Origin of the sequence: Hydrogenophaga sp. 2FB (assembly GCF_005503365.1) — a bacterium.
GTDB lineage: Bacteria > Pseudomonadota > Gammaproteobacteria > Burkholderiales > Burkholderiaceae_C > Hydrogenophaga.
The window spans coordinates 50,313-72,500 of the sequence record NZ_SCML01000010.1; the positions used below are offsets into that span (position 1 = coordinate 50,313).

Consider the following 22,188-nt stretch of genomic DNA (forward strand, 5'->3'; position numbering starts at 1 on the left):
ATTTTACCTAAACGAAATCAATTACGCATAAGTAAACCACTATGCCCCGCCCGACAAGCCACGTTCCAGCATGTTCACCACCTCGTCGGCGAAGGCGCTGTAGCTCATCGCGCCGCCTGGGCGCAGCCAGGTGAAGGTCCAGTTGATCATGCCGAACAGCATCATGGTCAAGGCGGTCTGGTTGGCCGCCGTCACGCGTTCGGGGTAGGCACGCTTCATGAAACGGGTGAACGCGGCCACCACGTCGCGCTGGCGGTTGACGATGAGCGTGCGCTGCACCTCGCCGAGAAACTTGGTGTCCGACACCAGCGCCACATGGCGCGTGGCCGAGGTTTCGTACTCGCTCAGGAACGCGCGCACCAGCTCGTTCAACGCATCGCGCTCATTCAGGTTCTTGCGCTGGGCGCGCGCTTCGGCTTCGCCGATGAGCGCCAGCAGGCGCTGGGTGTAGCGGTCGAGCAGGTCAAACAGAATCGCTTCCTTGCTCTCGTAGTAGTGGTACAGCCGCGCCTTGCTGGCGCCACAGGCGCTGGCGATGTCGTTCATGCTCGCGGCGGGAAAGCTCTGCGCGGCGAAGCATTGCGCCGCCACGTTAAGGATTTCGTCGCGCTTGAGATCGTGAAAAACGGATTTGGGACGGGCCATCGGCGCATTCTGCCGGACTACCATCGCACCATGGCCAAGCCCATCGACCCTTTTGCCCTCCACGCCTGCGAGCTGCTCTCTGGCGTGGGGCCCTGCGTGCCCAAGCGCATGTTCGGTGGCTGGGGCATCTCCACCGATGGCATGAACATCGCGATCATCGCGTGGGACACGCTGTTCCTCAAGACCAACGCCGAGACCGAGCCGCAATGGCTGGCCGCGGGCGGTCGGCCCTTTGTGTACGAGTTCAAGGGCAAGTCCGGAAAGCTGAACTACCACACACCTCCGGACGAGGCGCTGGAGTCACCGGCGCTCATGCTGCCTTGGGCGCGCCTGGCGCTGGAGGCCGCGGTCGCGGCGCGCAAACCCAAACGCAAACCCAAGGCAGGTTGACGCCCGCCAGCCCCTTCAGCGCCGGTGGCAGTCCGACGGCGCGAGTTCCCGGCCGCGCCCGGCCAACAGGTATTCGCTGTAGCCGAACACGCCGCGCACCAGGCGCACGAAGGCCCCACCCGCCTGGCCCAAGGCCACCGCGAGTTCGCGCGATGGCGCCGCCACTTCGCGACCGAAGCGGTCGGGCTGCTCCACGCCGTGGGCCGAAGATTCGGCGGACCAGTCGAAGCGCACCGGGCCGTCGCTCGCGGGCTGCCAGGGCTCCATGACGAGACGCACGCCCGCGGGCACGACCAGGCTTTCGCCGGCCGCCAGCATGTGGTCGCCCGACTCGTTCCCCGCACCCTCGTGCGGCAGACCCAGCGTGACCCACGCTCGGCCCTGCGTGATCTGCAGGCGGCTGGACACGTGGGGGCGCAGGGTCATCGCCCGGCGCGCATCCAGACGCCAGCCGCGCTGCGCGGCAGCAACGGCAAGGCGGTCGGAGGAGAGAACGGCGGTGGCGGTAGAACGGGTGGTCATGAGAGGCTCCTTGGAGAGGGGACGATGGCTCATCCTGGGAATGAATGTTCGGGCCACACGCCTCTCAAGTCCAATGAAAGCGCAGTAAGCTATTGATTCGATTCCCGCATCAATGCCAGGATCCCCCATGCAGCTCACCAGCAGCCACCCCCGCACCCGCCCCATCGCCGCCGGGCACCTGCGCGCCTTCGAGGCCGTGGCGCGGCACCTCAACTTCCGCGCCGCCGCGGAAGAACTCTCGCTCACCCAAAGCGCGGTGAGCCGCCAGATCCAGGCGCTGGAAGACGAAGTGGGCACGGCCCTTTTCCTGCGCCACACGCGCGCGGTCGAGCTCACCAGCGCGGGCTCGCAATTGCTGCGCGCGGCGAGCATGGCGCTGGAGCGCGTGGATGCGGCGGTGCGGCAGATTCGCCAGAGCGCGGGCCGCAAGAGCGTGGCCATCACCACCTGGGCGTCGTTCGCATCGATGTGGCTGATCCCCCGGCTCGAAGCCTTTCAGCGCGACCACCCGGACATCGACATCCGCATCGACGCGACCGACAACGCGGTCGACCTCGCCACGTCCGATGTGGACCTCGCGCTGCGCTACGCCGTGCCGCAGGGCATGCCCGCCAGCGCGCACCGCTTGTTTGGCGAACAGCTCACGCCGGTGGCCAGCCCCTGGCTGCTCAAGGCCCATCCGATCCGCAGTGTCGAAGACCTCTCGCATTGCGCGCTGATCGAGGCCGGTGATGCGCACCGCACGCGCCACCTGGAGTGGTTGACCTGGCAGCGCTGGCTCGACACCTTCGGCGCACCCGCGGCCGCGCCGACGGGCAAGCGCGCGCGCAGCGTGCAGGCCAAGCTTTCGCCGCAGCGCTGGATGTACTTCAACTACGCCAACCAGATCGTGCAAGCCGCCCTCACCGGCCAGGGCGTGGCCCTGGCGCGCCTGCCACTGGTGGCCGAGAGCCTGGCCAGCGGCGCGCTCGTGGAGCCCCTGCCCCACGCGCGGCTGGATTCACCGCTGGTGTACTGGCTGCTGGTCGCGCCGCGCAGTGTGCAGCGCCCCGAAGTGAAAGCCTTCTGCGACTGGTTGCTGGAGCAGGCCGCGGCCACGCGCGAAGCGATCGGCGAAGTGCCCGACCCCGACACCGTGGACGACATGGACTGACCGATGCGCCTGTTCCGTTCTCTCGCCTCCGGCAACCTGCGCAGCATCGTCTTCATGCTCATGGCCGTGGGCTTCTTCGCCCTCATGGACGCGGTGCTCAAGGCCCTGTCGGCGCGCTACCCGGCACTGCAGATCGCGGCCTTGCGCGGCATGACCGCGCTGCCCCTGGTCATGGTCTACATCACCTGGCGCCGCAAATGGCGCACGGTGACGAAGATCCGCTGGCCACTGCATGTGCTGCGCGGTTTCCTGGGCATCGGCATGATCGCGCTGTTCACGATGGGCGTGCGCGAGCTGCCGCTGTCGTCCGCCTACACGCTGTTCTTCATTGCACCGCTGCTGATCACCGCGCTGTCGGTGCCGGTGCTCAAGGAGCGTGTGCCGGCCACCCACTGGTGGGCCATTGCCCTGGGCTTCGTCGGCGTGCTGATCGCCCTGCGCCCGAGCGGCAGCGACTTGCAGGCCGGCTTCGCCACCGTGGGTGGCCTGGCCACGTTGGGCGCGGCACTGGGCTATGCGATCACGGCGATCACCGGGCGGCTGGCCAGCCGCACCGACAGCAGCGAAAGCCTGGTGTTGTCCTTGATGCTGTTCATGGCCATCGGCGCGGGCCTGCTGGCCTGGCCGCAATGGGTGGCGATTCAGCCCGGCGACGCGCCGCTGTTGCTGGCGCTGGCCGTCACCGGCTTCTGTGGCCAGCTCACCATCACCGAAGCCTTCCGCCATGGCCAGGCCTCCGCCGTGGCGCCCTTCGAGTACAGCGCGCTGGCCTGGGGCCTGGGCCTGGACTGGCTGATCTGGCACACGCTACCCGGCCCGGCCACTTGGTTGGGCGCGGTCATCATCATCGGCAGCGGGCTCTACCTGGTGCGCAGGGAAAAACGGATCACCGAGACCCACGCCAGCGGGGAACATCCCTGAGAAGACTCAGCCCGCCACGGGCCACATCACGCCGGTGTCGCTCAAGATCGCGTCCAGCGGCACGTCGTGCGGTTCGGGCGTCATATCGGGCAGGTAGCCGAAGTCGTAGCCCAGCCCCACGGTGAAGGGCTTCGGTTTCAGGCTGGCCAGCGTGCGGTCGTAAAAACCGCCGCCGTAGCCCAGGCGAAAACCACCCGGGCCGTAACCCACGCACGGCACGAAGATCAGCGTGGGTTCGATGATCTCGGTGTCCTTGGGTTTGGGAATGCTGTAGGCATCCTCCTCCATCGGACAGCCCGGGTACCAAGTGTAGAACGTCAGGGTCTTGTCGACCTTGTTCACCACCGGCAGCCCGATGCGGCGGTGCAGCCGCTGCTCCTGGGCATCCTCCTCGAGCCCGGCTTCCTGCCAGCGGAACAGCGCAGGCAAGGGATCGAACTCGCCCTTGATGGGCCAATACGCGCCGACCACCGTGTCGGGCCGATGGATCAGCCACACCCGCATCACGCGTTGCAGCAAGTCGTTGCGCCAGGCCCGATCGGCCAGCCCCTGGCGCTTTTCGATCAGCGCCTTGCGCCACTCCATCTTGAGCGCCTTGGTCAATTCGCCATCGGCGTGACGGCCGGATTTCGGGGAACTCAAACGGTCTTTGTTGTCCATAATCGGCACATGAAAATGGTAGGTACACAACTGGGGCGCGCGCAGCGCATCGATCAACCCATGCAGCGCATGCGCACGCTGGGCGCGCGACTCATTATGGCGGTGCTGGTGTTGCCCGGTTCGCTGTTGGCACAGAGCACGGCCAATGACAGCACACTGCTCGAGATGCGCGACGCGTTCCGGCGCAACAACACCACGCAACTGAGCACCCTGTTGCCCCGCACGCGCGGCCATGTGCTGGAGCCCTTGGCGGTGTACTGGGAAGCCAAGGCCCGGCTCGAGACGGCCAGCCCCACCGAGATTCGCGCGGCCCTCGCCCGCATGCCCGGGACCTACTGGGAAGACCGTCTGCGCAACGACTGGCTGCTCTTGCTGGGCAAAGCGCGCGACTGGCAGAACTTCGAGACCGAACTGCCGCAGTTCCGCATGAACGACGACCGCCAGGTGCGTTGTTATGCGCTGATGCGCGAGGTGGCCGCGGGGCGCATGGCCGGCGACGTGGCCGCGCCACAGGTGCAGGCCAACTGGCTCGCGCAACGCGATGCCGACGACGCCTGCGCCAGCGCCGCGAAGATGCTGCTTGACGGCCGGCACCTCAAGTCCCAGGTGGTGTGGCAGCGCGCGCGCCAGGCCATGGACGTCAACCGCCCGCGCGTGGCCGCGCAGGCCCTGGCCATGATCGACCCGGAACTCGCGCCGCAAGTGGACGGCATCGCCAGCGATCCCGCGCGCTACCTGGACGAACGCATCACCGCCATTCGCACCCGCACCAAGGAGCTGGTGACACTGGCCATCATCCGCACGGCCTCCAACGACCCGGCCGCGGCCGCGCTCGAAATGGAGCGCACGCGCTGGAAAGCACAGCTCACGCAGGAAGAGCGCAGCTGGGCCTGGGGCGTGATCGGCAAACGCTCGGCACAAAAACTCCAGCCCGAGGCGCTGAGCTACTTCGCCAAAGGCGAAGACCGCTACATGGACGACGACCACCTGGCGTGGAAGGCGCGCGCCGCCATGCGCGCGGGCGCCTGGGGCAGCGTGCGCGACGCCGTGGCCGCCATGAGCGAGACCCAGCAGCGCGAACCCACCTGGGTGTACTGGAAAGCGCGCGCGGTGCAAGCGCTCAAGCTGCCCGACCTCACGGCCGCCACCGCCGAAGCCCGCACCCTGTTCGAGTCGATCGCCTCCAGCCGCGATTTCTATGAACAGCTCGCGCTGGAAGAACTCGGCCGGCGCATCGAGGCGCCGCCCGCGCCCGCACCACTCACCGCGGAAGAAACCGCCGCTGCGCGCGCCAACCCCGGCCTGGTCCGCGCGCTGGCCGCCATCCGCCTGGGCCTGCGCAGCGAAGGCGTGCGCGAATGGAACTACACCGTCGGCCTGCATGTGCCCGGCGGCATGGGCGAACGCGAGCTGCTCGCCGCCGCCGACCTCGCCTGCCAGAACGAGTTGTGGGACCGCTGCATCAACACCAGCCTGCGCACACCCGTCGCGCAAGACCATGCACAGCGTTTCCCGACGCCGCACCGCGCCCAGGTGACCAGCCGCGCCGCCGAGATCGGCCTGGACCCGGCCTATGTGTACGGCCTGATCCGCCAGGAAAGCCGGTTCATCACCGACGCGCGCTCGGGCGTGGGCGCATCCGGCCTGATGCAGGTCATGCCCGCCACCGCGCGCTGGACCGCCAACAAGATCGGCCTGACCACGTTCCGGCCGAATCAGATCAACGAACGCGACACCAACATCCTGATCGGCACCGCGTACCTCAAGCTCGCGCTCGACGATTTCGAAGGCTCGCTGCCCATGGCCGCCGCCGCCTACAACGCCGGGCCCAACCGCCCACGCCAATGGCGCAACGGCCCCGTGCTGGCCGGTGAAATCTGGGCCGAGAACATCCCGTTCGAGGAAACGCGCGACTACGTCAAGCGCGTGCTGGCCAACACCACCAACTACGCCGCGCTGATCGCGGGCCAACCCCAATCCCTGCGCGCGCGCCTGGGCGTGGTGGGCCCCCGCGGCGGCACCGCACAACCCGTCAACGTGGAACTGCCATGAAAAGCGTCCTGGTCCTCGGCGGCACCGGTTTCATCGGTCGCCATGTCTGCGAAAAACTGCACCGCGAGGGTTGGAACATCACCGTGCCCACGCGCCGCGCCATCAATGCCGCGCCGGTGCAGCACCTGCCCCGCGTGACCGTGATCGAGACCGATGTGCACGACTCCGGGCACCTGCTGGACGTGCTGTCCGGCCACGACGCGGTGGTCAACCTTGTGGCGATCCTGCACGGCAGCGAAGACGACTTCGAGCGCGTGCACGTCGAACTGCCGCTGTCCATTGCCGAAGCCTGCGCGGCCGATGGCGTGCGCCGCGTGGTGCACTTCAGCGCACTCGGTGCGAGCCTGGACGGCCCCTCGCGCTACCAGCGCAGCAAAGCCCGCGGCGAAGAGGTGATGCGCGGCTCGGGCCTGGACCTCACCATCCTGCGCCCCAGCGTGGTGTTTGGCGCGGGCGACCGCTTTCTCAACCTGTTCGCGCGCCTGCAGGAAACGTTTCCAATCGTGCCCCTGGCCGGCGCCCAAGCGCGTTTTCAGCCGGTGTGGGTGGAAGACATCGCCAGCGCCGTGGCCACCTGCCTGCGCGATCACACGCTGCGCGTGAGCAACGTCAACGAGACCATCGAGTGCGCGGGGCCGGACGTGTTCACGCTGGCCGAACTCGTGCGCATCGCCGGGCGCTACGGCAGCCAGCAGCGCCCGGTGTGGCCGCTGCCCGCGTTCCTGGCCCGGCTGCAGGCCCTGGCCTTCGAACTCGCGCCCGGCCAACCGCTGATGAGCCGGGACAACCTGGACTCGATGTCGGTCGACAACGTCGCCACGGGGCAATACCCCGGTCTGGCGACCCTGGCCGTCACCCCGAGCAGCGTGCTCAGCGTGGCGCCCACCTACCTGGGCCAGCGCGGGGGGCGCAGCCAATTGCTGGACTACCGGCACAGCGCAGGCCGCTGAACCCAAGACCGTTCTTATGGCGGGGGTTCCCGATACGGGGGTATTTTTTTGGCACACTCGACGCGCCTTTTGAATGAATACCTTTAACCGACAGGGACCCACCATGACCGCCAACCCAGCCGAAAAGACCGCAAACCGAAAGCCGCTGCCCGAGCAGTTCGACGAGAACAACCCACCACTGCGCCCGGTGCAACACCGCGACGTGGTGAACCGCCTCAAACGCATCGAGGGCCAGGTGCGTGGCTTGATCGACATGGTGGAGAAGGGGCGGGGTTGTGAGGACGTGGCCCAGCAGATGGCTGCGGCGCGCAAGGCGATGGACAAGGCCTTCTACCGCATGATGGCCTGCTCGGTGATGGAGGCCGTGTCGATGCCCGACACCGAGGTCAAGACCTTCCGCGAAGTCGAGCGCTCGACGCGCATTCTCGAGAAATACGCTTAAAGCACTCACCCGCCCGTCGCGGCGCGCCAGCATCAATCGCGCGGCGCACGGGCATCAATCAGGGCACCACAACGCCCTACCATGTGGGACCATTTTCTGGAGGTCCCGTCCCATGGCATTGCAGCTCTACATCGGCAACAAGAACTACTCGTCCTGGTCCATGCGCCCGTGGGTATTGCTCAAGCAAGCCGGCATACCGTTTGAAGAGGTCATGGTTCGATTCGATTCGTTCGACGTCAACTCCGTCTTCAAGAAAAACCTGCGCGCCGTCAGCCCCATCGGCAAGGTGCCGGTGCTGGTGGACGACGGCTTTGCCATCTGGGACACGTTGGCGATTGCCGAATACCTGGCCGAGCGCTTTCCCGAGAAGCAGCTGTGGCCGAAAGACATGAAAGCCCGCGCCCGCGCGCGCAGCGTCTGCGCCGAGATGCACAGCGGCTTTGGCGCGCTGCGCAACCACTGCCCGATGAACATCGAAGCCTCGCTCCCCGACGTGGGCCGCCTGATCTGGCGCGACAAGGCCGACGTGCGCGCCGATGTCGCGCGCCTGTGCGGGCTGTGGAGCGAACTGCTCGCGGCCCAGCCCACGGGAGGCCTGCTGTTCGGCAACTTCACCATCGCCGACGCGTACTTCGCCCCGGTGTGCATGCGCATCCGCAGCTACGGACTCCCCATTCCCGCCGACCTTGAAGCCTATGTGGCGCGCGTGGCCGCGCTGCCGGGTGTGAAGGCCTGGATCGAAGACGCGCTCGCCGAGCAGGATTTCGTCGACTTCGACGAGCCATACCGGCTGGGCAGGTAAGGAGCGGGCCGCGCCTGCGCGGCCTAAACTCCCTGTCATGAAAACTTATCTCGTGGGCGGCGCGGTGCGCGACGCGCTGATGGCGCGTTCCGCCGATGCGCCCACCGTCTCGCACGCGGACCGCGACTGGGTCGTGGTGGGCGCCACGCCCGAGGCCATGGCGGCCGAGGGCTTTCTGCCCGTGGGGCGCGACTTCCCCGTCTTTCTGCATCCGCAAACGCGCGAGGAATATGCGCTCGCCCGCACCGAACGCAAGACTGCGCCGGGCTACCACGGCTTTGCGTTCCATGCCGATCGCGGCGTGACGCTCGAAGACGATCTCGCGCGGCGCGACCTCACCATCAACGCCATGGCGGTGGACGCCCAGCATGCGGACCATCCGGCCAACGCCCCGCTGATCGACCCGCACCACGGCCTGCGCGACCTGCAGAACCGCGTGCTGCGCCACGTCACCAGCGCCTTTGCCGAAGACCCGGTGCGCATCCTGCGGCTCGCGCGTTTCGCGGCGCGCTTTCCCGACTTCTCGGTGGCGCCCGAAACCGTGGACCTGATGCGCCAGATGGTGAGTGGCGGAGAGGTCGATCACCTGGTGGCCGAGCGCGTGTGGCAGGAACTCGCGCGCGGCCTCATGGAGCAACAACCGAGCCGCATGCTGGCGGTGCTGCGCGAATGCGGCGCGCTGCAACGCCTGCTGCCCGAGGTGGACCGCCTCTGGGGCGTACCGCAACGCGCCGACTACCACCCCGAGGTCGACACCGGCGTGCACCTGATGATGGTGCTGGACATGAGCGCGCGCCTGGACGCGCCACTGCCCGTGCGCTTCGCCTGCCTGTGCCACGACCTCGGCAAGGGCACGACACCCGCGGACGTGCTGCCGCGCCACATCGGCCACGAAGAACGCAGCGCGCGCCTGCTCAAGGGCGTGTGCGAGCGCCTGCGCGTGCCCACCGAGTGCCGCGAACTGGCCGATGTGGTGGCGCGCGAGCACGGCAACGTGCACCGCAGCGGCACCTTGAACGCCGCCGCGCTGGTGCGGCTGCTGGAGCGCTGCGATGCGCTGCGCAAGCCCGCGCGCTTCCAACAAGTGTTGCTGGCCTGCGAATGCGACGCGCGCGGCCGCCTCGGCATGGACGAGCAGTCTTACCCGCAGCGCGAACGGCTGGCGCAAGCGCTGGCCTCGGCGCGGTCGGTGGACACCGCGGCTGTGGCCGCGCAGGCCCAAGCCGATGGGCTGACCGGCGAGCACGTGGGCAAACGCATTCACAAGGCGCGCATCGCGGCTGTGGCGCAGGCCATGGGCGAGGACACCGCGGACGATTGAGCCTTCGCCGCGAACGTCAAGCGGCGCCAGAGTCTCTCACCCACGGGGTGGGTTAAACGATTTCTCACGTTATGAACCCGCTTACCCTGTTACGGTAGTGACAGATGAGCACACTTCCAAAACTGCTGACCGACCGGTCCGCGCTGTTTCTGGACTTCGACGGCACGCTCGCCGATCTGGCGCTGCGGCCGGATGCGGTGGAGGTCCACCCGGCGCTGGTGGCGCTGCTGAACAGCCTGCAACAACGGCTGGACGGCGCGCTGGCGCTGATCACGGGCCGCGCCCGCGAAGACCTGGAGCCCATGCTGGCCTCGCCCTGGCCCTGGCCGGCGGCGTTCGAGCACGGCGCGGTACGCCTGTCCTACCAGGGCGATGCGGTCACCTCGCGCCCCGAAGGGCTGACCCGCGCCATCGCCGCCGCCGAACACCTGGTGGAACGCCACAGCGGCCTGCTGCTGGAGCGCAAGCAGACCTCGATGGCGCTGCACTACCGGCTCGCGCCTTCACTCGAAACGCTGTGCGTGAACACACTGACCCGCGCCATTGCCCATGCGCCGGACCTGCAGCTGCTGCGCGGCAAAGCCGTGGTGGAGGTGAAATCCACCCGCGTGAGCAAGGGCTCGGCGATCGAGGCCTTCATGCAGGAAGCCCCCTTCAAGGGCCGCGTGCCCGTGTTCGCGGGCGACGACGTGACCGACGAGGCCGGCTTTGCCGTGGTGCAGCGCCTGGGCGGCGAAGGCATCAAGGTGGGCGATGGCCCGACGCGCGCGCGCCACCGCTGCCCCAGCCCCGAAGCCTTGCGCGCCTGGCTGGCCGACGCCCTTCTCCTTCCCAACACCACGCCATGAACATCCCCGGTTTCGCTCCTCCCGCCGCCGCTTCGTTGTCTCTGGGCATGGTGGGCAATTGCGCGTTCAGCGCCCTGATCGACCCACACGGCCGCGTGGTCTGGAGCTGTCTGCCACGCTTCGATGGCGACCCGGTGTTCCATGCCCTGCTGGGCGGTGACGACGCCGAACAAGGCGCTTTCGCGATCGAGATCGAGAACCTGGCCCATGCCACCCAGCGCTACGAGCACAACACCGCGGTGCTCGTCACCGAACTCTGGGACCGCGATGGCAATGGCCTGTCCATCACCGATTTCGCGCCACGCTTTCTCTCGCGCAGCCGCTTCTTCCGGCCCACCCAACTGGTGCGCCGCGTGCGCCCGATCAAGGGCACACCGCGCATGCGCGTGAGCCTGTTGCCGCGTTTCGACTGGGGCCGCACGGTCCCCACCATCACCTCGGGCAGCAACCACATTCGCTATGTGGGCGAAGGGCAGGTGCTGCGCCTGCACACCGACGCGTCCATCAGCCACGTGCTGTCGCGCGAGCCTTTTCTGCTCGTGCGCGAGCACAACTTCATCTTCGGCCCCGACGAAACGCTGGAGGCGGGCATCGGCGACACCGCGCGCCACTTCGAACAGGAAACCCTGTCCTACTGGCGCAACTGGACCCGCCGCCTGGCCATTCCGCTGGAGTGGCAGGAAGCCGTGATCCGCGCGGCCATCACACTCAAGCTCTCGCTGTACGAAGACACCGGCGCGATCATCGCGGCCATGACCACGAGCATCCCGGAAGCGCCGGGCAGCCAGCGCAACTGGGACTACCGCTATTGCTGGCTGCGCGACGCGTTCTTCGTCGTGCGCGCGCTCAACAGCCTCTCCGAAGTGGGCACGATGGAGGACTACCTGCGCTGGCTGGCCAACGTGGTCGTGGGTGCGGGCGGCGGCCACATCCAGCCACTGCACGGCATTGGACTGGAACGCGAACTGCCCGAGCGCATCTGCGACACGCTGCCCGGCTACCGCGGCATGGGCCCAGTGCGCGTGGGCAACCAGGCGCAGGAACATTTTCAGCACGACGTGTACGGCAACATCGTGCTTGCCGCCGCACAGGCCTTTCACGACCAGCGCCTGCTGCACCGCGCAGGACGCACCGAGTTCGAGCAACTGGAGCGCGTGGGCGAGCGCGCGGTGCGCATCTACGACCAACCCGACGCCGGCATGTGGGAGCTGCGCACCCGCGCGCGCGTGCACACCAGCTCGGCCCTGATGTGCTGGGCCGCGTGCGACCGCCTGCACAAGATTGCGCGCACGCTGAAACTGCCCGACCGCGAGGCCTACTGGGGACGCCACGCCGAGACCATGCGCGAGCGCATCCTGCGCGAGTCGTGGAACGAAGAACGGCAGGCCTTTGCCGAAAGCTTTGGCGGGCGCGACCTCGACGCCAGCGTGCTGCTGATGGCCGAGGTGGAAATGATCGATCCCAAGGACCCGCGCTTCATCTCCACGCTCGAAGCCCTCGAGAAACACCTGGGCGATGGCCCGTTCATGCGCCGCTACGAAGCGGCCGACGATTTCGGCAAGCCCGAAACCGCTTTCAACATCTGCACGTTCTGGCGCATCGACGCGCTCGCGCGCATCGGCCGCGTGGACGAGGCGCGCGCGATTTTCGAAACCATGCTCGCCGCGCGCAACCCGCTGGGCATGCTCTCGGAAGACACGCATGCCACCACGGGCGAGATGTGGGGCAACTATCCGCAGACGTACTCGATGGTGGGCATCATCAATGCGGCGGTGCGGCTCTCGGCCCGCTGGGACAGCGTCATATGAAGGGGTTTTCCGCTGGTGGGTGTGTTGGCGCACCGACCCTGGGCCTGAAACGGGGTACACCACACCACCTTCACAAGAACGGGATTGAATGAGTCGTCTGGTCGTGATCTCCAACCGCATCGCGGACCCCCGCAAGACCGCGTCGGGCGGACTGGCCGTGGCGCTGGGCCAGGCACTCGAAAGCTCGGGGGGCATGTGGTTCGGCTGGAGCGGCAAGATCGTGGAAGACGGCACACCCGGTGAAGGCGAACTGCACCTGCACAACGCCGGCAAGGTGCAGCTGGCCACGGTCGACCTCAGCCGCGAAGACCACGACAGTTTCTACCTCGGCTACAGCAATGGCGTGCTCTGGCCGGTGTTCCATTACCGCCTCGACCTGGCCGACTTCGATGCCGGCTACATCGCCGGCTACCGGCGCGTGAACCAGATGTTCGCGCACAAGCTCAAGGCCTTGCTCAGGCCGGACGACATCATCTGGGTGCACGACTACCACCTGATCCCGCTGGCCGCCGAGTTGCGCGCCATGGGTTGCCAGCAGCGCATGGGTTTCTTCCTGCACATCCCGCTGCCGCCGCCGCTGATCCTCGCCGCCGTGCCCGAGCACGACTGGCTGATGCGCTCGCTGTTCGCGTACGACCTGGTCGGCTTCCAGAGCGAGGCCGATGTGAACCACTTCGCACGCTACGTGGGCACGGAGACGCCGGCCGACATCCTGGGTGAACACGAGTTCCGCGCGTTTGGCAAAACGCTGCAGGTGCAGGCCTTCCCGATCGGCACCGACGTCGACGAGTTCATCGAGCTCGGCAAGGGACGCGAAGCGCAGGAGATGTTCGAGCAGATGCGTGGCGAGTACTCGCGCCGCCGCCTGCTGCTGGGCGTGGAACGCCTGGACTACTCCAAGGGCCTGCCACAACGGCTCAAGGCCTTTCGCCAGCTGCTGCAGGCCTACCCGGAAAACCTGGGCAGCGCCACGCTGATCCAGATCGCGTCCCCAAGCCGTGAGACGGTCGACGCCTACGCCTCCTTGTTGCAGGAGCTGGAGAGCCTGTGCGGCGCCATCAATGGCAACTTCGGCGAACTGGACTGGATGCCGGTGCGCTACATCCACCGCACGGTCGCGCGCAAACGCCTGCCGGGCCTGTACCGCGCCGCCAGCGTGGCCTTGGTGACACCGCTGCGCGACGGCATGAACCTGGTCGCCAAGGAGTTCGTCGCCTCGCAAGACCCGGACGACCCCGGCGTGCTGGTGCTCTCGCGTTTTGCCGGTGCGGCGGAGCAGATGCGCGAAGCCTTGCTGGTCAATCCCTACGACACCACGCGCACGGCCGAGACCATGCAGCGCGCCTTGCAGATGCCACTGGAAGAACGCCAGCGCCGTCACAAGAAGTTGCTGGAGGGCATTCGCGAGCAGGACGTGCACTGGTGGCGCGAGCGCTTTCTGGCGGCGCTCGCGGCGGTTCCGACGTCCTGACGCTAACGCTGTGCGTCCAGCGCACGTGCCGCGCCGAGCAAGGCGGGCGACTGCGGCGAGATGATCACCCACACGGGAATGTCGTCGAGATACCGCTCGAAGCGTCCCTTGGCCTCGAAACGCTCGCGGAACGGCGACGTGTCGAACCAGGTGCCCAGGCGTGGCACGACACCGCCGCCGATGTAGACACCGCCGCGCGCCCCCAACGTGAGCGCCAGGTTGCCCGCCACCGCACCGAGCACGCCGCAGAACATCTTCAAGGCTTCCAATGCCTGCGCATGGCGGCCGTGCAACGCGGCGTCGCTCACGGCCGCGGCGCTGGTGAGAGCGCCAGCGTCCACGCCATCGGTCTCACACAGAATCTGGAACGTCTCCAGCAACCCCGTGCCGCTGGCCACGCGTTCGGCCGAGGCATGGGCATGGCGCACCACCAGGGCGTCCATCACGACGCGCTCACGCGCGCTGGCGGCCGGCAGCGTGACGTGGCCGCCCTCACCCGCGATCGGCATCCAGCCACCTGAGCCATCGGGCAGCAGGCCCGAGACACCCAGGCCGGTGCCGGCGCCCAGCAGCGCAATGGCCGCGCCCGGCACCGCCACACCACCACCCACCTGGCGCAATTCGCTCGCGGGCAGGTGCGGCAGCGCCAGCGCCAGGGCCGTGAAGTCGTTGAGCACGCGCAGCGTCGAGAGGCCCAGCTCGTCGCGCATCGCGGCCTGCGAGAACGACCAGTCGTGGTTGGTCATCTGCACGTGGTCGCCCGTGACCGGGTTGGCCATCGCGATGGCCGCGGCCCCGGGCTGCCGGCCGATCTGGCGCAGGTAGACGCGGATCGCGGCCTGCAGGCTGGCGTGCTGCGCCACCGGCAACACCTCGATGTGTTCGATCGGCGCGCCGGGGCCGTCCTGCCAGGCCATGCGGGCGTTGGTGCCGCCCACATCGGCCAGCAGGCGGCCAGGGTTGGGGAGTGAAGACATGGTGCTGAAGGAGGTTCGGTCAGACAAGCCCTGACCATACCGCGTCAGCCACCGATCTGTCAGGCGCGTGGCTGCTGCGCGCGAGCCCAGCGCACGATGTCGGCCGTACCCATCGCGCCGGGCTGGCGCGCCACCTCGCGCCCGTTCATGAACAGCGCCAGCGTGGGAATGCTGCGGATCTGCAGCCGCGCGCCCAGCGCCTGGGCTTCTTCGGTGTTGACCTTGGCCAACCGCATGTGCGGCTCCAACTCGCGCGCGGCCGCTTCAAACTGCGGTGCCATCTGGCGACAGGGGCCGCACCAGGGCGCCCAGAAGTCGACCAGCACCGGCACCTGCGAGCGCGCCACGTGCTTCTCGAAGCCGGCTTCGTCCAGCGCCACCGGGTGGCCGTCGAACAAGGCGCGGTGGCATTTGCCGCAGTCCGGTGCCTGGCCCAAGGCATCTCGTGCGACGCGGTTGGTGGTGCGGCAATGGGGACAAACGATGTGCAGGGGATCGGTGGTCATGGTTCGCAGATGCACGCCCGGCGGCGGATTTCAAGGCATTGCTTCAGATGAAGTAGCCGATCAGGCTGGCCAGCATGCTCAGCACGATCGTCGTGGCAAACGGCAGGTTCCACTCGCGCCCGAACGCCTTGAAGCGCACGTCGCCGGGCAGGCGGCCGAAACCCAGTTTGCGCAGCAGCGGCGTGAACCAGCTGATGAGCAGCAGGGCCAGGAAGATGACGATCATCCAGCGGATCATGCTCAGAGCCTGTGTGTGCGGTCGCCGGTCGCAAAACCCATCGGGACCCAATCTCCCCCGCCGCTCGGGGCCAATGCGAGGACCTTGAACAGCTCGCCCATCTCGTGTTCGTTCAGCAGCTTCTGCATCATCGCGTTCTGCCGCGTGTCGGCATCTTTTGCGAGCTCGATCAGGCCGCAGTTCAGCAGAAAGCGGCCCTGACTGGTGTAGCCGATCACGTCCAGGCCCGCCTCCTGCGCGGCGAGCGCCACACCGCTGAAGTTCACGTGCGCGGTAATGTCCTTCTGCCCCACATCGGCCAGCGGGTTGCTGTCGCTGCGGTGCGCGCGGTGGCAGATCAAGGTGCCCATCGCGCGCTGCGGGTGGTAGTACTCGGCCTCGGGAAAACCGTAGTCGAGCAGAAACGCCGCGCCACGCCGCAAGCGGTCGGCCAGAGTGCGCACGAAGGCCTCGGCCTGGGGGTGGATTTCCGTCACGTAGTCGTGCGCGCCGTCTACCTCGAACGGCGGGCGCAGTGTGGTGGGTCGGTCGGCCCAATTGAACGCACCCGACGCATCCAGCGCCACGCCACGCTCGTGCCACACGCCGCCGACGCGCGCCAGCAGTTGCACCGGCATCGCATCGAGCACTTCGTTGCCAAGCACCACGCCCTCGAACCGCGCGGGCAACGCATCGGCCCACTGCACCGTGTCCGCGTGCATGGCCAGCGTGGCGCGCTGGCGTTCGCGCAAGCTCCCCGAGAGATCGACGATGGTGTAGCGCCGCAGCGGCTGCCCGAGGTTGGCCAGGGCCTCGATCACCTGCAGCGCCAAGGCGCCCGTGCCCGCGCCGAACTCCCACACCTCGTCTGTGTCGGTGGTGGCGAGCGCCTGCGCCACCTGGCGCGCCAGCGCGTGGCCAAACAAGGGGGTGAGTTCGGGCGCGGTGACGAAGTCGCTGCCGCTCTGGGGCATCTGCCCGAATTTCGCCAGCGTGTTGGCGTAGTAGCCGAGGCCGGGCTCGTACAAAGCCAGCACCATGAAACGGTCGAACGGCAGCCAGCCACCGGCGTCGAGGATGCGGTGCCGGATAATCCCCGGCAGTTCATCCAATCGCTGTTCGGGAAAAGGAGGAGACACCATGAGCAACAAAAGGGTTCGAACCTCCAGCGACCGCAAGGTAATGGGCGCGCTGAAACAGGCGCCGATTATGCGACCCAGCGCGGCCAACGTCCGCTTGGCAGCATGAGCGACCACGTCCTCATCACCGGTGGCGCGCACCGCCTGGGGGCCGAGCTGGTCCGGGCGTTCGCGCACGCGGGCTGGCACGTCTGGTGCCACTACCAGCATTCGCACACGCAGGCGCTGGCGCTGCAAGCCGAGCTGCAACAGCTCGGCTTGCGTGTCGACACCGTCCAGGCCGATCTGGCCCAGGCGGATTCGATCACCGCCATGATGGCCGAGATCGAACGCCGCTCAGGCCCCTTGCGCGCGGTGGTCAACAACGCCTCGACCTTCGAACCCGACACCGGACGGGACTTCGAGCCGTCCACCGCACACCGCCAGCTCGATGTGAACCTTCTCGCGCCCATGCTGCTGGCGCGCGAACTGGCCCGCCAGCGCGCGCACGCGACCGACAGCAGTGATGCCTGCGTCATCCACGTGCTGGACCAGAAGGTGTTCAACCTGAACGCCGATTATTTTTCGTACACCACCTCCAAGCTGGCGTTGCAGAGTTCGGTGGCCTTGCAGGCGCAAGCGTTGGCGCCGGCCGTTCGGGTCTGCGGTGTGGCGCCGGGGCTGATGTACCAGAGCGGGCCTCAAGCGCCAGAGAACTTCGAACGCGCCAGCCGCGTCAACCTGCTGCGCCAGCCCATCAACCCAACGGACGTGGCGCAAACCTGCCTGTTCCTGGTGCGCACGCCGTCCATCACCGGCACCACCGTGATCGTGGACTGCGGCCAACACCTCGTTCCGCTGGAACGCGACGTGATGTTCGTGGTGGACCAACTGCTCAAGGAACCCGAACATGCCCCCCCCAAAAAAGACCAGCGCTGACCTCGCGTCGCTACAACTCACTTGCCGCAAGCTGTTTCTGCGCCAGCACGAGGTGCAGGTGCAGATGGGCGTGCACGCGTTCGAGAAGAAGGGCCCACAACGCCTGTGGATCGACGTCGAGCTGTACGTTCCGTACGAACACTCGACACCGCAGCGCGACCACATCGACGAGGTGGTGGACTACGACTTCGTGCGCGACGTGGTGGCCAAACGCATCGCGCAAGGCCACGTCGAACTGCAGGAAACGTTGTGCGACGACCTGGCCAGCACGCTGCTGCAGCACCCGGGCGTGCAGGCGGTGCGCCTGTCCACCAGCAAACCGGACGTGTACCCCGACTGCCAGGCCGTCGGGGTGGAAGTGTTCCGCATCAAGTGACCCACACACCTCGACAGACCACCATGTCCTCCACCTCCTCAGCCACCGCCGGCACGCAGATCCTCACGCTCACCGGCCTGCGCTTCAACGCCAACCTGGGCATCCTGGACGTCGAGAAGACCGCGCCACAGCCGATCCAGGTCGACGCCGAGCTCAACCAGGGCATGCAGCCGCTGCTGCCGCACGACGACGACATTAGCCACGTGCTCGACTACCGCAAGGTGCGCCAGATCATCATCGACGAGTGCACCGCCGAACACGTGAACCTGCTGGAGAGCCTGATCGGCAAGCTCGCGCGCCGGCTGATGCAATTGCCCGGCGTGATCGGCGTGCGGGTGAAGATTGCCAAGCTGGAGATCTTTCAGGATTGCGAGGTAGCGATTCGCATGGAAAGCGGTCAGTGGTGATATCTGTTCTGCCAATGTGACTCTGTTGACCCTGTACCCGGACTTCCACTTTTGATTGGTACGTCTACAGGGGCAGGTCAACAGGGGGGCAGGTCCCTGGCTGCTTACGAATCGGATATAGACAGGACCAATCCAAACCGGCCCCATAAAGCCCAAACCCCCAGGTACCTGGAGGTACGAGGGGGTTTGGGGGGCTGGGTAAGAGCCTGACGATGACCTACTTTCACACGGGAACCCGCACTATCATCGGCGCAAAGGCGTTTCACTGTCCTGTTCGGGATGGGAAGGAGTGGTACCACCTCGCTATGGTCGTCAGGCATAACTTGTTGTTCAGGCTGTGCACACGCACAACCTGAACGAATTCATAGAGCTTCGAATCAGCTATTTTGATTGCCGCCAACGATGGACTCATTGCTGAGTCTTCGGGCATAACATGACTTTTCAGTCGGATGACATTTGACTTTAATGATTTTCATCAAAGTTATAGGGTCAAGCCGCACGAGCAATTAGTATCAGTTAGCTTAACGCATTACTGCGCTTCCACACCTGACCTATCAACGTCCTGGTCTTGAACGACTCTTTAGGGGGCTCAAGGCCCCGGCAGATCTCATCTTGGAACGAGTTTCCCGCTTAGATGCTTTCAGCGGTTATCTCTTCCGCACTTAGCTACCCGGCAATGCCACTGGCGTGACAACCGGTACACCAGAGGTGCGTCCACTCCGGTCCTCTCGTACTAGGAGCAGGCTTCCTCAAATCTGCAGCGCCCACGGAAGATAGGGACCAAACTGTCTCACGACGTTTTAAACCCAGCTCACGTACCTCTTTAAATGGCGAACAGCCATACCCTTGGGACCGGCTACAGCCCCAGGATGAGATGAGCCGACATCGAGGTGCCAAACACCGCCGTCGATATGAACTCTTGGGCGGTATCAGCCTGTTATCCCCAGAGTACCTTTTATCCGTTGAGCGATGGCCCTTCCATACAGAACCACCGGATCACTATGTCCTGCTTTCGCATCTGCTCGACTTGTCAGTCTCGCAGTTAAGCACGCTTATGCCATTGCACTATTAGCACGATGTCCGACCGTACCTAGCGTACCTTCGAACTCCTCCGTTACACTTTGGGAGGAGACCGCCCCAGTCAAACTGCCTACCATGCACTGTCCCCGATCCAGATAATGGACCTAGGTTAGAACCTCAAACACACCAGGGTGGTATTTCAACGTTGGCTCCACAAGATCTAGCGACCCTGCTTCAAAGCCTCCCACCTATCCTACACAGATCTGTTCAAAGTCCAATACAAAGCTACAGTAAAGGTTCATGGGGTCTTTCCGTCTTTCCGCGGGGAGATTGCATCATCACAAACATTTCAACTTCGCTGAGTCTCAGGAGGAGACAGTGTGGCCATCGTTACGCCATTCGTGCAGGTCGGAACTTACCCGACAAGGAATTTCGCTACCTTAGGACCGTTATAGTTACGGCCGCCGTTTACTGGGACTTCGATCAAGAGCTTGCACCCCATCAATTAATCTTCCAGCACCGGGCAGGCGTCACACCCTATACGTCCACTTTCGTGTTTGCAGAGTGCTGTGTTTTTAATAAACAGTCGCAGCCACCAATTTTTTGCAACCCATTCATGCTCAGATGTTCTCATCACATTACTAGGGCACACCTTCTTCCGAAGTTACGGTGTCAATTTGCCGAGTTCCTTCTCCTGAGTTCTCTCAAGCGCCTTAGAATACTCATCTCGCGCACCAGTGTCGGTTTGCGGTACGGTCAATTACAAGCTGAAGCTTAGTGGCTTTTCCTGGGACCTCGTTCAGTTACTTCGCGAGCAAGCTCGCTCGATCAACAGCCTCGGTATATGACACGCGGATTTGCCTACGTGTCGCCTACATCTGTCTAAACCGGCACATCCAACCGCCGGATAACCTATTAAGATCCGTCCCCACATCGCACTTGTAATCGGTACAGGAATATTGACCTGTTTCCCATCAGCTACGCATCTCTGCCTCGCCTTAGGGGCCGACTCACCCTACGCCGATGAACGTTGCGTAGGAAACCTTGCGCTTACGGCGAGGGGGCTTTTCACCCCCTTTAACGCTACTCATGTCAGCATTCGCACTTCTGATACCTCCAGCATCCTTTACAAGACACCTTCACAGGCTTACAGAACGCTCTCCTACCACTTGCAATAAATTGCAAATCCGCAGCTTCGGTAACTGGCTTAGCCCCGTTACATCTTCCGCGCAGGACGACTCGATCAGTGAGCTATTACGCTTTCTTTAAATGATGGCTGCTTCTAAGCCAACATCCTGACTGTTTTAGCCTTCCCACTTCGTTTCCCACTTAGCCAATTTTAGGGACCTTAGCTGGCGGTCTGGGTTGTTTCCCTCTTGAGTCCGGACGTTAGCACCCGGTGCTCTGTCTCCCAAGCTGTACTCATCGGTATTCGGAGTTTGCCTTGGTTTGGTAAGTCGCCATGACCCCCTAGCCAAAACAGTGCTCTACCCCCGACGGTAATACTTGAGGCACTACCTAAATAGTTTTCGGAGAGAACCAGCTATTTCCAAGTTTGTTTAGCCTTTCACCCCTATCCACAGCTCATCCGCTAGTTTTGCAACACTAGTCGGTTCGGACCTCCAGTACCTGTTACGGCACCTTCATCCTGGCCATGGATAGATCACTTGGTTTCGGGTCTACACCCAGCGACTGAATCGCCCTATTCGGACTCGATTTCTCTACGGCTTCCCTATTCGGTTAACCTTGCCACTGAATGTAAGTCGCTGACCCATTATACAAAAGGTACGCAGTCACCCCTTTCGAGGCTCCTACTTTTTGTAAGCACGCGGTTTCAGGATCTATTTCACTCCCCTCCCGGGGTTCTTTTCGCCTTTCCCTCACGGTACTTGTTCACTATCGGTCGATGATGAGTATTTAGCCTTGGAGGATGGTCCCCCCATATTCAGACAGGATTTCTCGTGTCCCGCCCTACTTGTCGTTAGCTCAGTACCACACAGGTCTTTTCACGTACGGGGCTATCACCCGCTATGGCCGCCCTTTCCAAAGCGTTCCGTTAAGTCTTGTGCTATCACTAACAGGCTCTTCCGATTTCGCTCGCCACTACTTTCGGAATCTCGGTTGATGTCTTTTCCTCGAGCTACTGAGATGTTTCAGTTCACCCGGTTCGCCTCGCATGACTATGTATTCATCATGCGATACCTACTGCTAGGTGGGTTTCCCCATTCGGAAATCTCCGGATCAAAGCTAATTTGCCAGCTCCCCGAAGCTTATCGCAGGCTATCACGTCCTTCGTCGCCTATCATCGCCAAGGCATCCACCACGTGCTCTTATTCACTTGACCCTATAACTTTGACATCTCATCAGGCCTTTCGACCCAACAAAATACAAAATCACATCAAGCAAATGTCTGTCAGGTCTTTCACCTGACGCGTTATGCCGTTTCAATTCATATCTTTCGACTAAATTGAATATTCGTTGACGCAATCAAAAAATGTTGCTGATGGCACGGTGCACATGAAACCTTTACGAATATGTGCTTTCCATCAGCAACGCTGATTCGACTCTATGAATTTTTAAAGAACAGCCGTGGCAACCTCGCGGTCACCTGTTAATTGATAGATATCAATCAACATCAAAGCA

At 64.7% G+C, this 22,188-nt stretch carries 21 protein-coding genes and 2 rRNA genes; 14 read left to right on the plus strand and 9 right to left on the minus strand.

Annotated features, from left to right (window positions below):
* Positions 1 to 39: 39 nt before the first annotated feature.
* Positions 40 to 645 carry a TetR/AcrR family transcriptional regulator gene (locus FFS09_RS08200; RefSeq protein ID WP_137918382.1) on the minus strand — a complete coding sequence of 202 codons (606 nt, stop codon included), beginning with the start codon at positions 643 to 645 and terminating at the stop codon, positions 40 to 42.
* A 30-nt stretch (positions 646 to 675) separates the two neighbouring features.
* Here FFS09_RS08200 and FFS09_RS08205 point away from each other — a divergent pair, with 30 nt between their 5' ends.
* The gene (locus FFS09_RS08205) at positions 676 to 1,035 is read left to right on the plus strand and encodes a TfoX/Sxy family protein (RefSeq protein ID WP_137918383.1); all 360 of its coding nucleotides are present in this window, start codon (positions 676 to 678) and stop codon (positions 1,033 to 1,035) included.
* Positions 1,036 to 1,050: 15 nt separating this feature from the next.
* Here the strand turns inward: FFS09_RS08205 and FFS09_RS08210 are convergent, their stop codons facing one another.
* Positions 1,051 to 1,557 (minus strand): DUF2917 domain-containing protein, encoded by a 507-nt coding sequence (locus FFS09_RS08210; RefSeq protein ID WP_171019922.1) that lies wholly within the window; start codon positions 1,555 to 1,557, stop codon positions 1,051 to 1,053.
* Between the two features lie 127 nt (positions 1,558 to 1,684).
* On the opposite strand from FFS09_RS08210, the gene FFS09_RS08215 reads away from it, so the two are divergent.
* Both FFS09_RS08215 and FFS09_RS08220 read left to right on the plus strand, forming a co-directional pair.
* The gene (locus FFS09_RS08215) at positions 1,685 to 2,710 is read left to right on the plus strand and encodes a LysR substrate-binding domain-containing protein (protein ID WP_137918385.1); all 1,026 of its coding nucleotides are present in this window, start codon (positions 1,685 to 1,687) and stop codon (positions 2,708 to 2,710) included.
* 3 nt (positions 2,711 to 2,713) lie between these two features.
* On the plus strand, positions 2,714 to 3,631 hold the full coding sequence (locus FFS09_RS08220; RefSeq protein WP_252374285.1) for a DMT family transporter: 918 nt from the start codon (positions 2,714 to 2,716) through the stop codon (positions 3,629 to 3,631).
* A 6-nt stretch (positions 3,632 to 3,637) separates the two neighbouring features.
* On the opposite strand, the gene FFS09_RS08225 is transcribed toward FFS09_RS08220, so the two are convergent.
* Entirely contained in the window at positions 3,638 to 4,216 is a 579-nt protein-coding gene (locus FFS09_RS08225; RefSeq protein WP_137918437.1) for a 5-formyltetrahydrofolate cyclo-ligase, read from the minus strand.
* Between the two features lie 135 nt (positions 4,217 to 4,351).
* On the opposite strand from FFS09_RS08225, the gene FFS09_RS08230 reads away from it, so the two are divergent.
* The 8 genes from FFS09_RS08230 to otsA all read left to right on the plus strand — a co-directional run bounded on the left by FFS09_RS08230 (position 4,352) and on the right by otsA (position 13,985).
* The gene (locus tag FFS09_RS08230; protein WP_137918438.1) at positions 4,352 to 6,343 is read left to right on the plus strand and encodes a lytic transglycosylase domain-containing protein; all 1,992 of its coding nucleotides are present in this window, start codon (positions 4,352 to 4,354) and stop codon (positions 6,341 to 6,343) included.
* Complete coding sequence (locus FFS09_RS08235; protein ID WP_137918386.1) at positions 6,340 to 7,293, plus strand: complex I NDUFA9 subunit family protein; 954 nt, start codon at positions 6,340 to 6,342, stop codon at positions 7,291 to 7,293. The genes FFS09_RS08230 and FFS09_RS08235 overlap by 4 nt, the downstream gene beginning before the upstream one ends.
* A gap of 103 nt (positions 7,294 to 7,396) precedes the next feature.
* Positions 7,397 to 7,735 carry a metal-sensitive transcriptional regulator gene (locus FFS09_RS08240; protein ID WP_137918387.1) on the plus strand — a complete coding sequence of 113 codons (339 nt, stop codon included), beginning with the start codon at positions 7,397 to 7,399 and terminating at the stop codon, positions 7,733 to 7,735.
* 112 nt (positions 7,736 to 7,847) lie between these two features.
* Positions 7,848 to 8,537 (plus strand): glutathione S-transferase family protein, encoded by a 690-nt coding sequence (locus tag FFS09_RS08245; protein ID WP_137918388.1) that lies wholly within the window; start codon positions 7,848 to 7,850, stop codon positions 8,535 to 8,537.
* Positions 8,538 to 8,574: 37 nt separating this feature from the next.
* Positions 8,575 to 9,858 (plus strand): multifunctional CCA addition/repair protein, encoded by a 1,284-nt coding sequence (locus tag FFS09_RS08250; RefSeq protein WP_137918389.1) that lies wholly within the window; start codon positions 8,575 to 8,577, stop codon positions 9,856 to 9,858.
* A gap of 104 nt (positions 9,859 to 9,962) precedes the next feature.
* Positions 9,963 to 10,706, plus strand: coding sequence for a trehalose-phosphatase (otsB, locus tag FFS09_RS08255; RefSeq protein ID WP_137918390.1), 744 nt, complete (start codon positions 9,963 to 9,965; stop codon positions 10,704 to 10,706).
* Complete coding sequence (locus tag FFS09_RS08260; protein WP_137918391.1) at positions 10,703 to 12,514, plus strand: glycoside hydrolase family 15 protein; 1,812 nt, start codon at positions 10,703 to 10,705, stop codon at positions 12,512 to 12,514. The genes otsB and FFS09_RS08260 overlap by 4 nt, the downstream gene beginning before the upstream one ends.
* Positions 12,515 to 12,602: 88 nt before the next feature.
* On the plus strand, positions 12,603 to 13,985 hold the full coding sequence (gene otsA, locus FFS09_RS08265; protein ID WP_137918392.1) for an alpha,alpha-trehalose-phosphate synthase (UDP-forming): 1,383 nt from the start codon (positions 12,603 to 12,605) through the stop codon (positions 13,983 to 13,985).
* Between the two features lie 2 nt (positions 13,986 to 13,987).
* Here otsA and glk read toward each other — a convergent pair whose 3' ends face one another.
* The 4 genes from glk to FFS09_RS08285 are packed head-to-tail and all read right to left on the minus strand — an operon-like array spanning position 13,988 to position 16,827.
* A complete protein-coding gene (gene glk / locus FFS09_RS08270; protein ID WP_137918393.1) occupies positions 13,988 to 14,962 on the minus strand; it encodes a glucokinase in 975 nt (324 codons plus the stop codon).
* A gap of 59 nt (positions 14,963 to 15,021) precedes the next feature.
* A complete protein-coding gene (gene trxC / locus FFS09_RS08275) occupies positions 15,022 to 15,468 on the minus strand; it encodes a thioredoxin TrxC (protein WP_137918394.1) in 447 nt (148 codons plus the stop codon).
* Between the two features lie 43 nt (positions 15,469 to 15,511).
* Entirely contained in the window at positions 15,512 to 15,706 is a 195-nt protein-coding gene (locus FFS09_RS08280) for a DUF2905 domain-containing protein (RefSeq protein ID WP_137918395.1), read from the minus strand.
* A gap of 2 nt (positions 15,707 to 15,708) precedes the next feature.
* Positions 15,709 to 16,827 (minus strand): class I SAM-dependent methyltransferase, encoded by a 1,119-nt coding sequence (locus tag FFS09_RS08285; protein ID WP_137918396.1) that lies wholly within the window; start codon positions 16,825 to 16,827, stop codon positions 15,709 to 15,711.
* A 102-nt stretch (positions 16,828 to 16,929) separates the two neighbouring features.
* On the opposite strand from FFS09_RS08285, the gene FFS09_RS08290 reads away from it, so the two are divergent.
* Genes FFS09_RS08290 through FFS09_RS08300 form a run of 3 tightly spaced genes read left to right on the plus strand, consistent with a single transcriptional unit; the run spans position 16,930 to position 18,525 of the window.
* Positions 16,930 to 17,742, plus strand: coding sequence for an SDR family oxidoreductase (locus FFS09_RS08290; RefSeq protein WP_137918397.1), 813 nt, complete (start codon positions 16,930 to 16,932; stop codon positions 17,740 to 17,742).
* Positions 17,714 to 18,118, plus strand: a complete 405-nt coding sequence (locus FFS09_RS08295; protein WP_137918398.1) for a dihydroneopterin aldolase — start codon at positions 17,714 to 17,716, stop codon at positions 18,116 to 18,118. Before FFS09_RS08290 ends, FFS09_RS08295 begins: the two co-directional genes overlap by 29 nt.
* Positions 18,119 to 18,141: 23 nt before the next feature.
* The gene (locus FFS09_RS08300) at positions 18,142 to 18,525 is read left to right on the plus strand and encodes a dihydroneopterin aldolase (protein WP_137918399.1); all 384 of its coding nucleotides are present in this window, start codon (positions 18,142 to 18,144) and stop codon (positions 18,523 to 18,525) included.
* A gap of 204 nt (positions 18,526 to 18,729) precedes the next feature.
* On the opposite strand, the gene rrf is transcribed toward FFS09_RS08300, so the two are convergent.
* Positions 18,730 to 18,842 (minus strand): 5S ribosomal RNA (gene rrf, locus FFS09_RS08305).
* Positions 18,843 to 19,010: 168 nt separating this feature from the next.
* Positions 19,011 to 21,889, minus strand: a 23S ribosomal RNA gene (locus tag FFS09_RS08310).
* Positions 21,890 to 22,188: the final 299 nt, after the last annotated feature.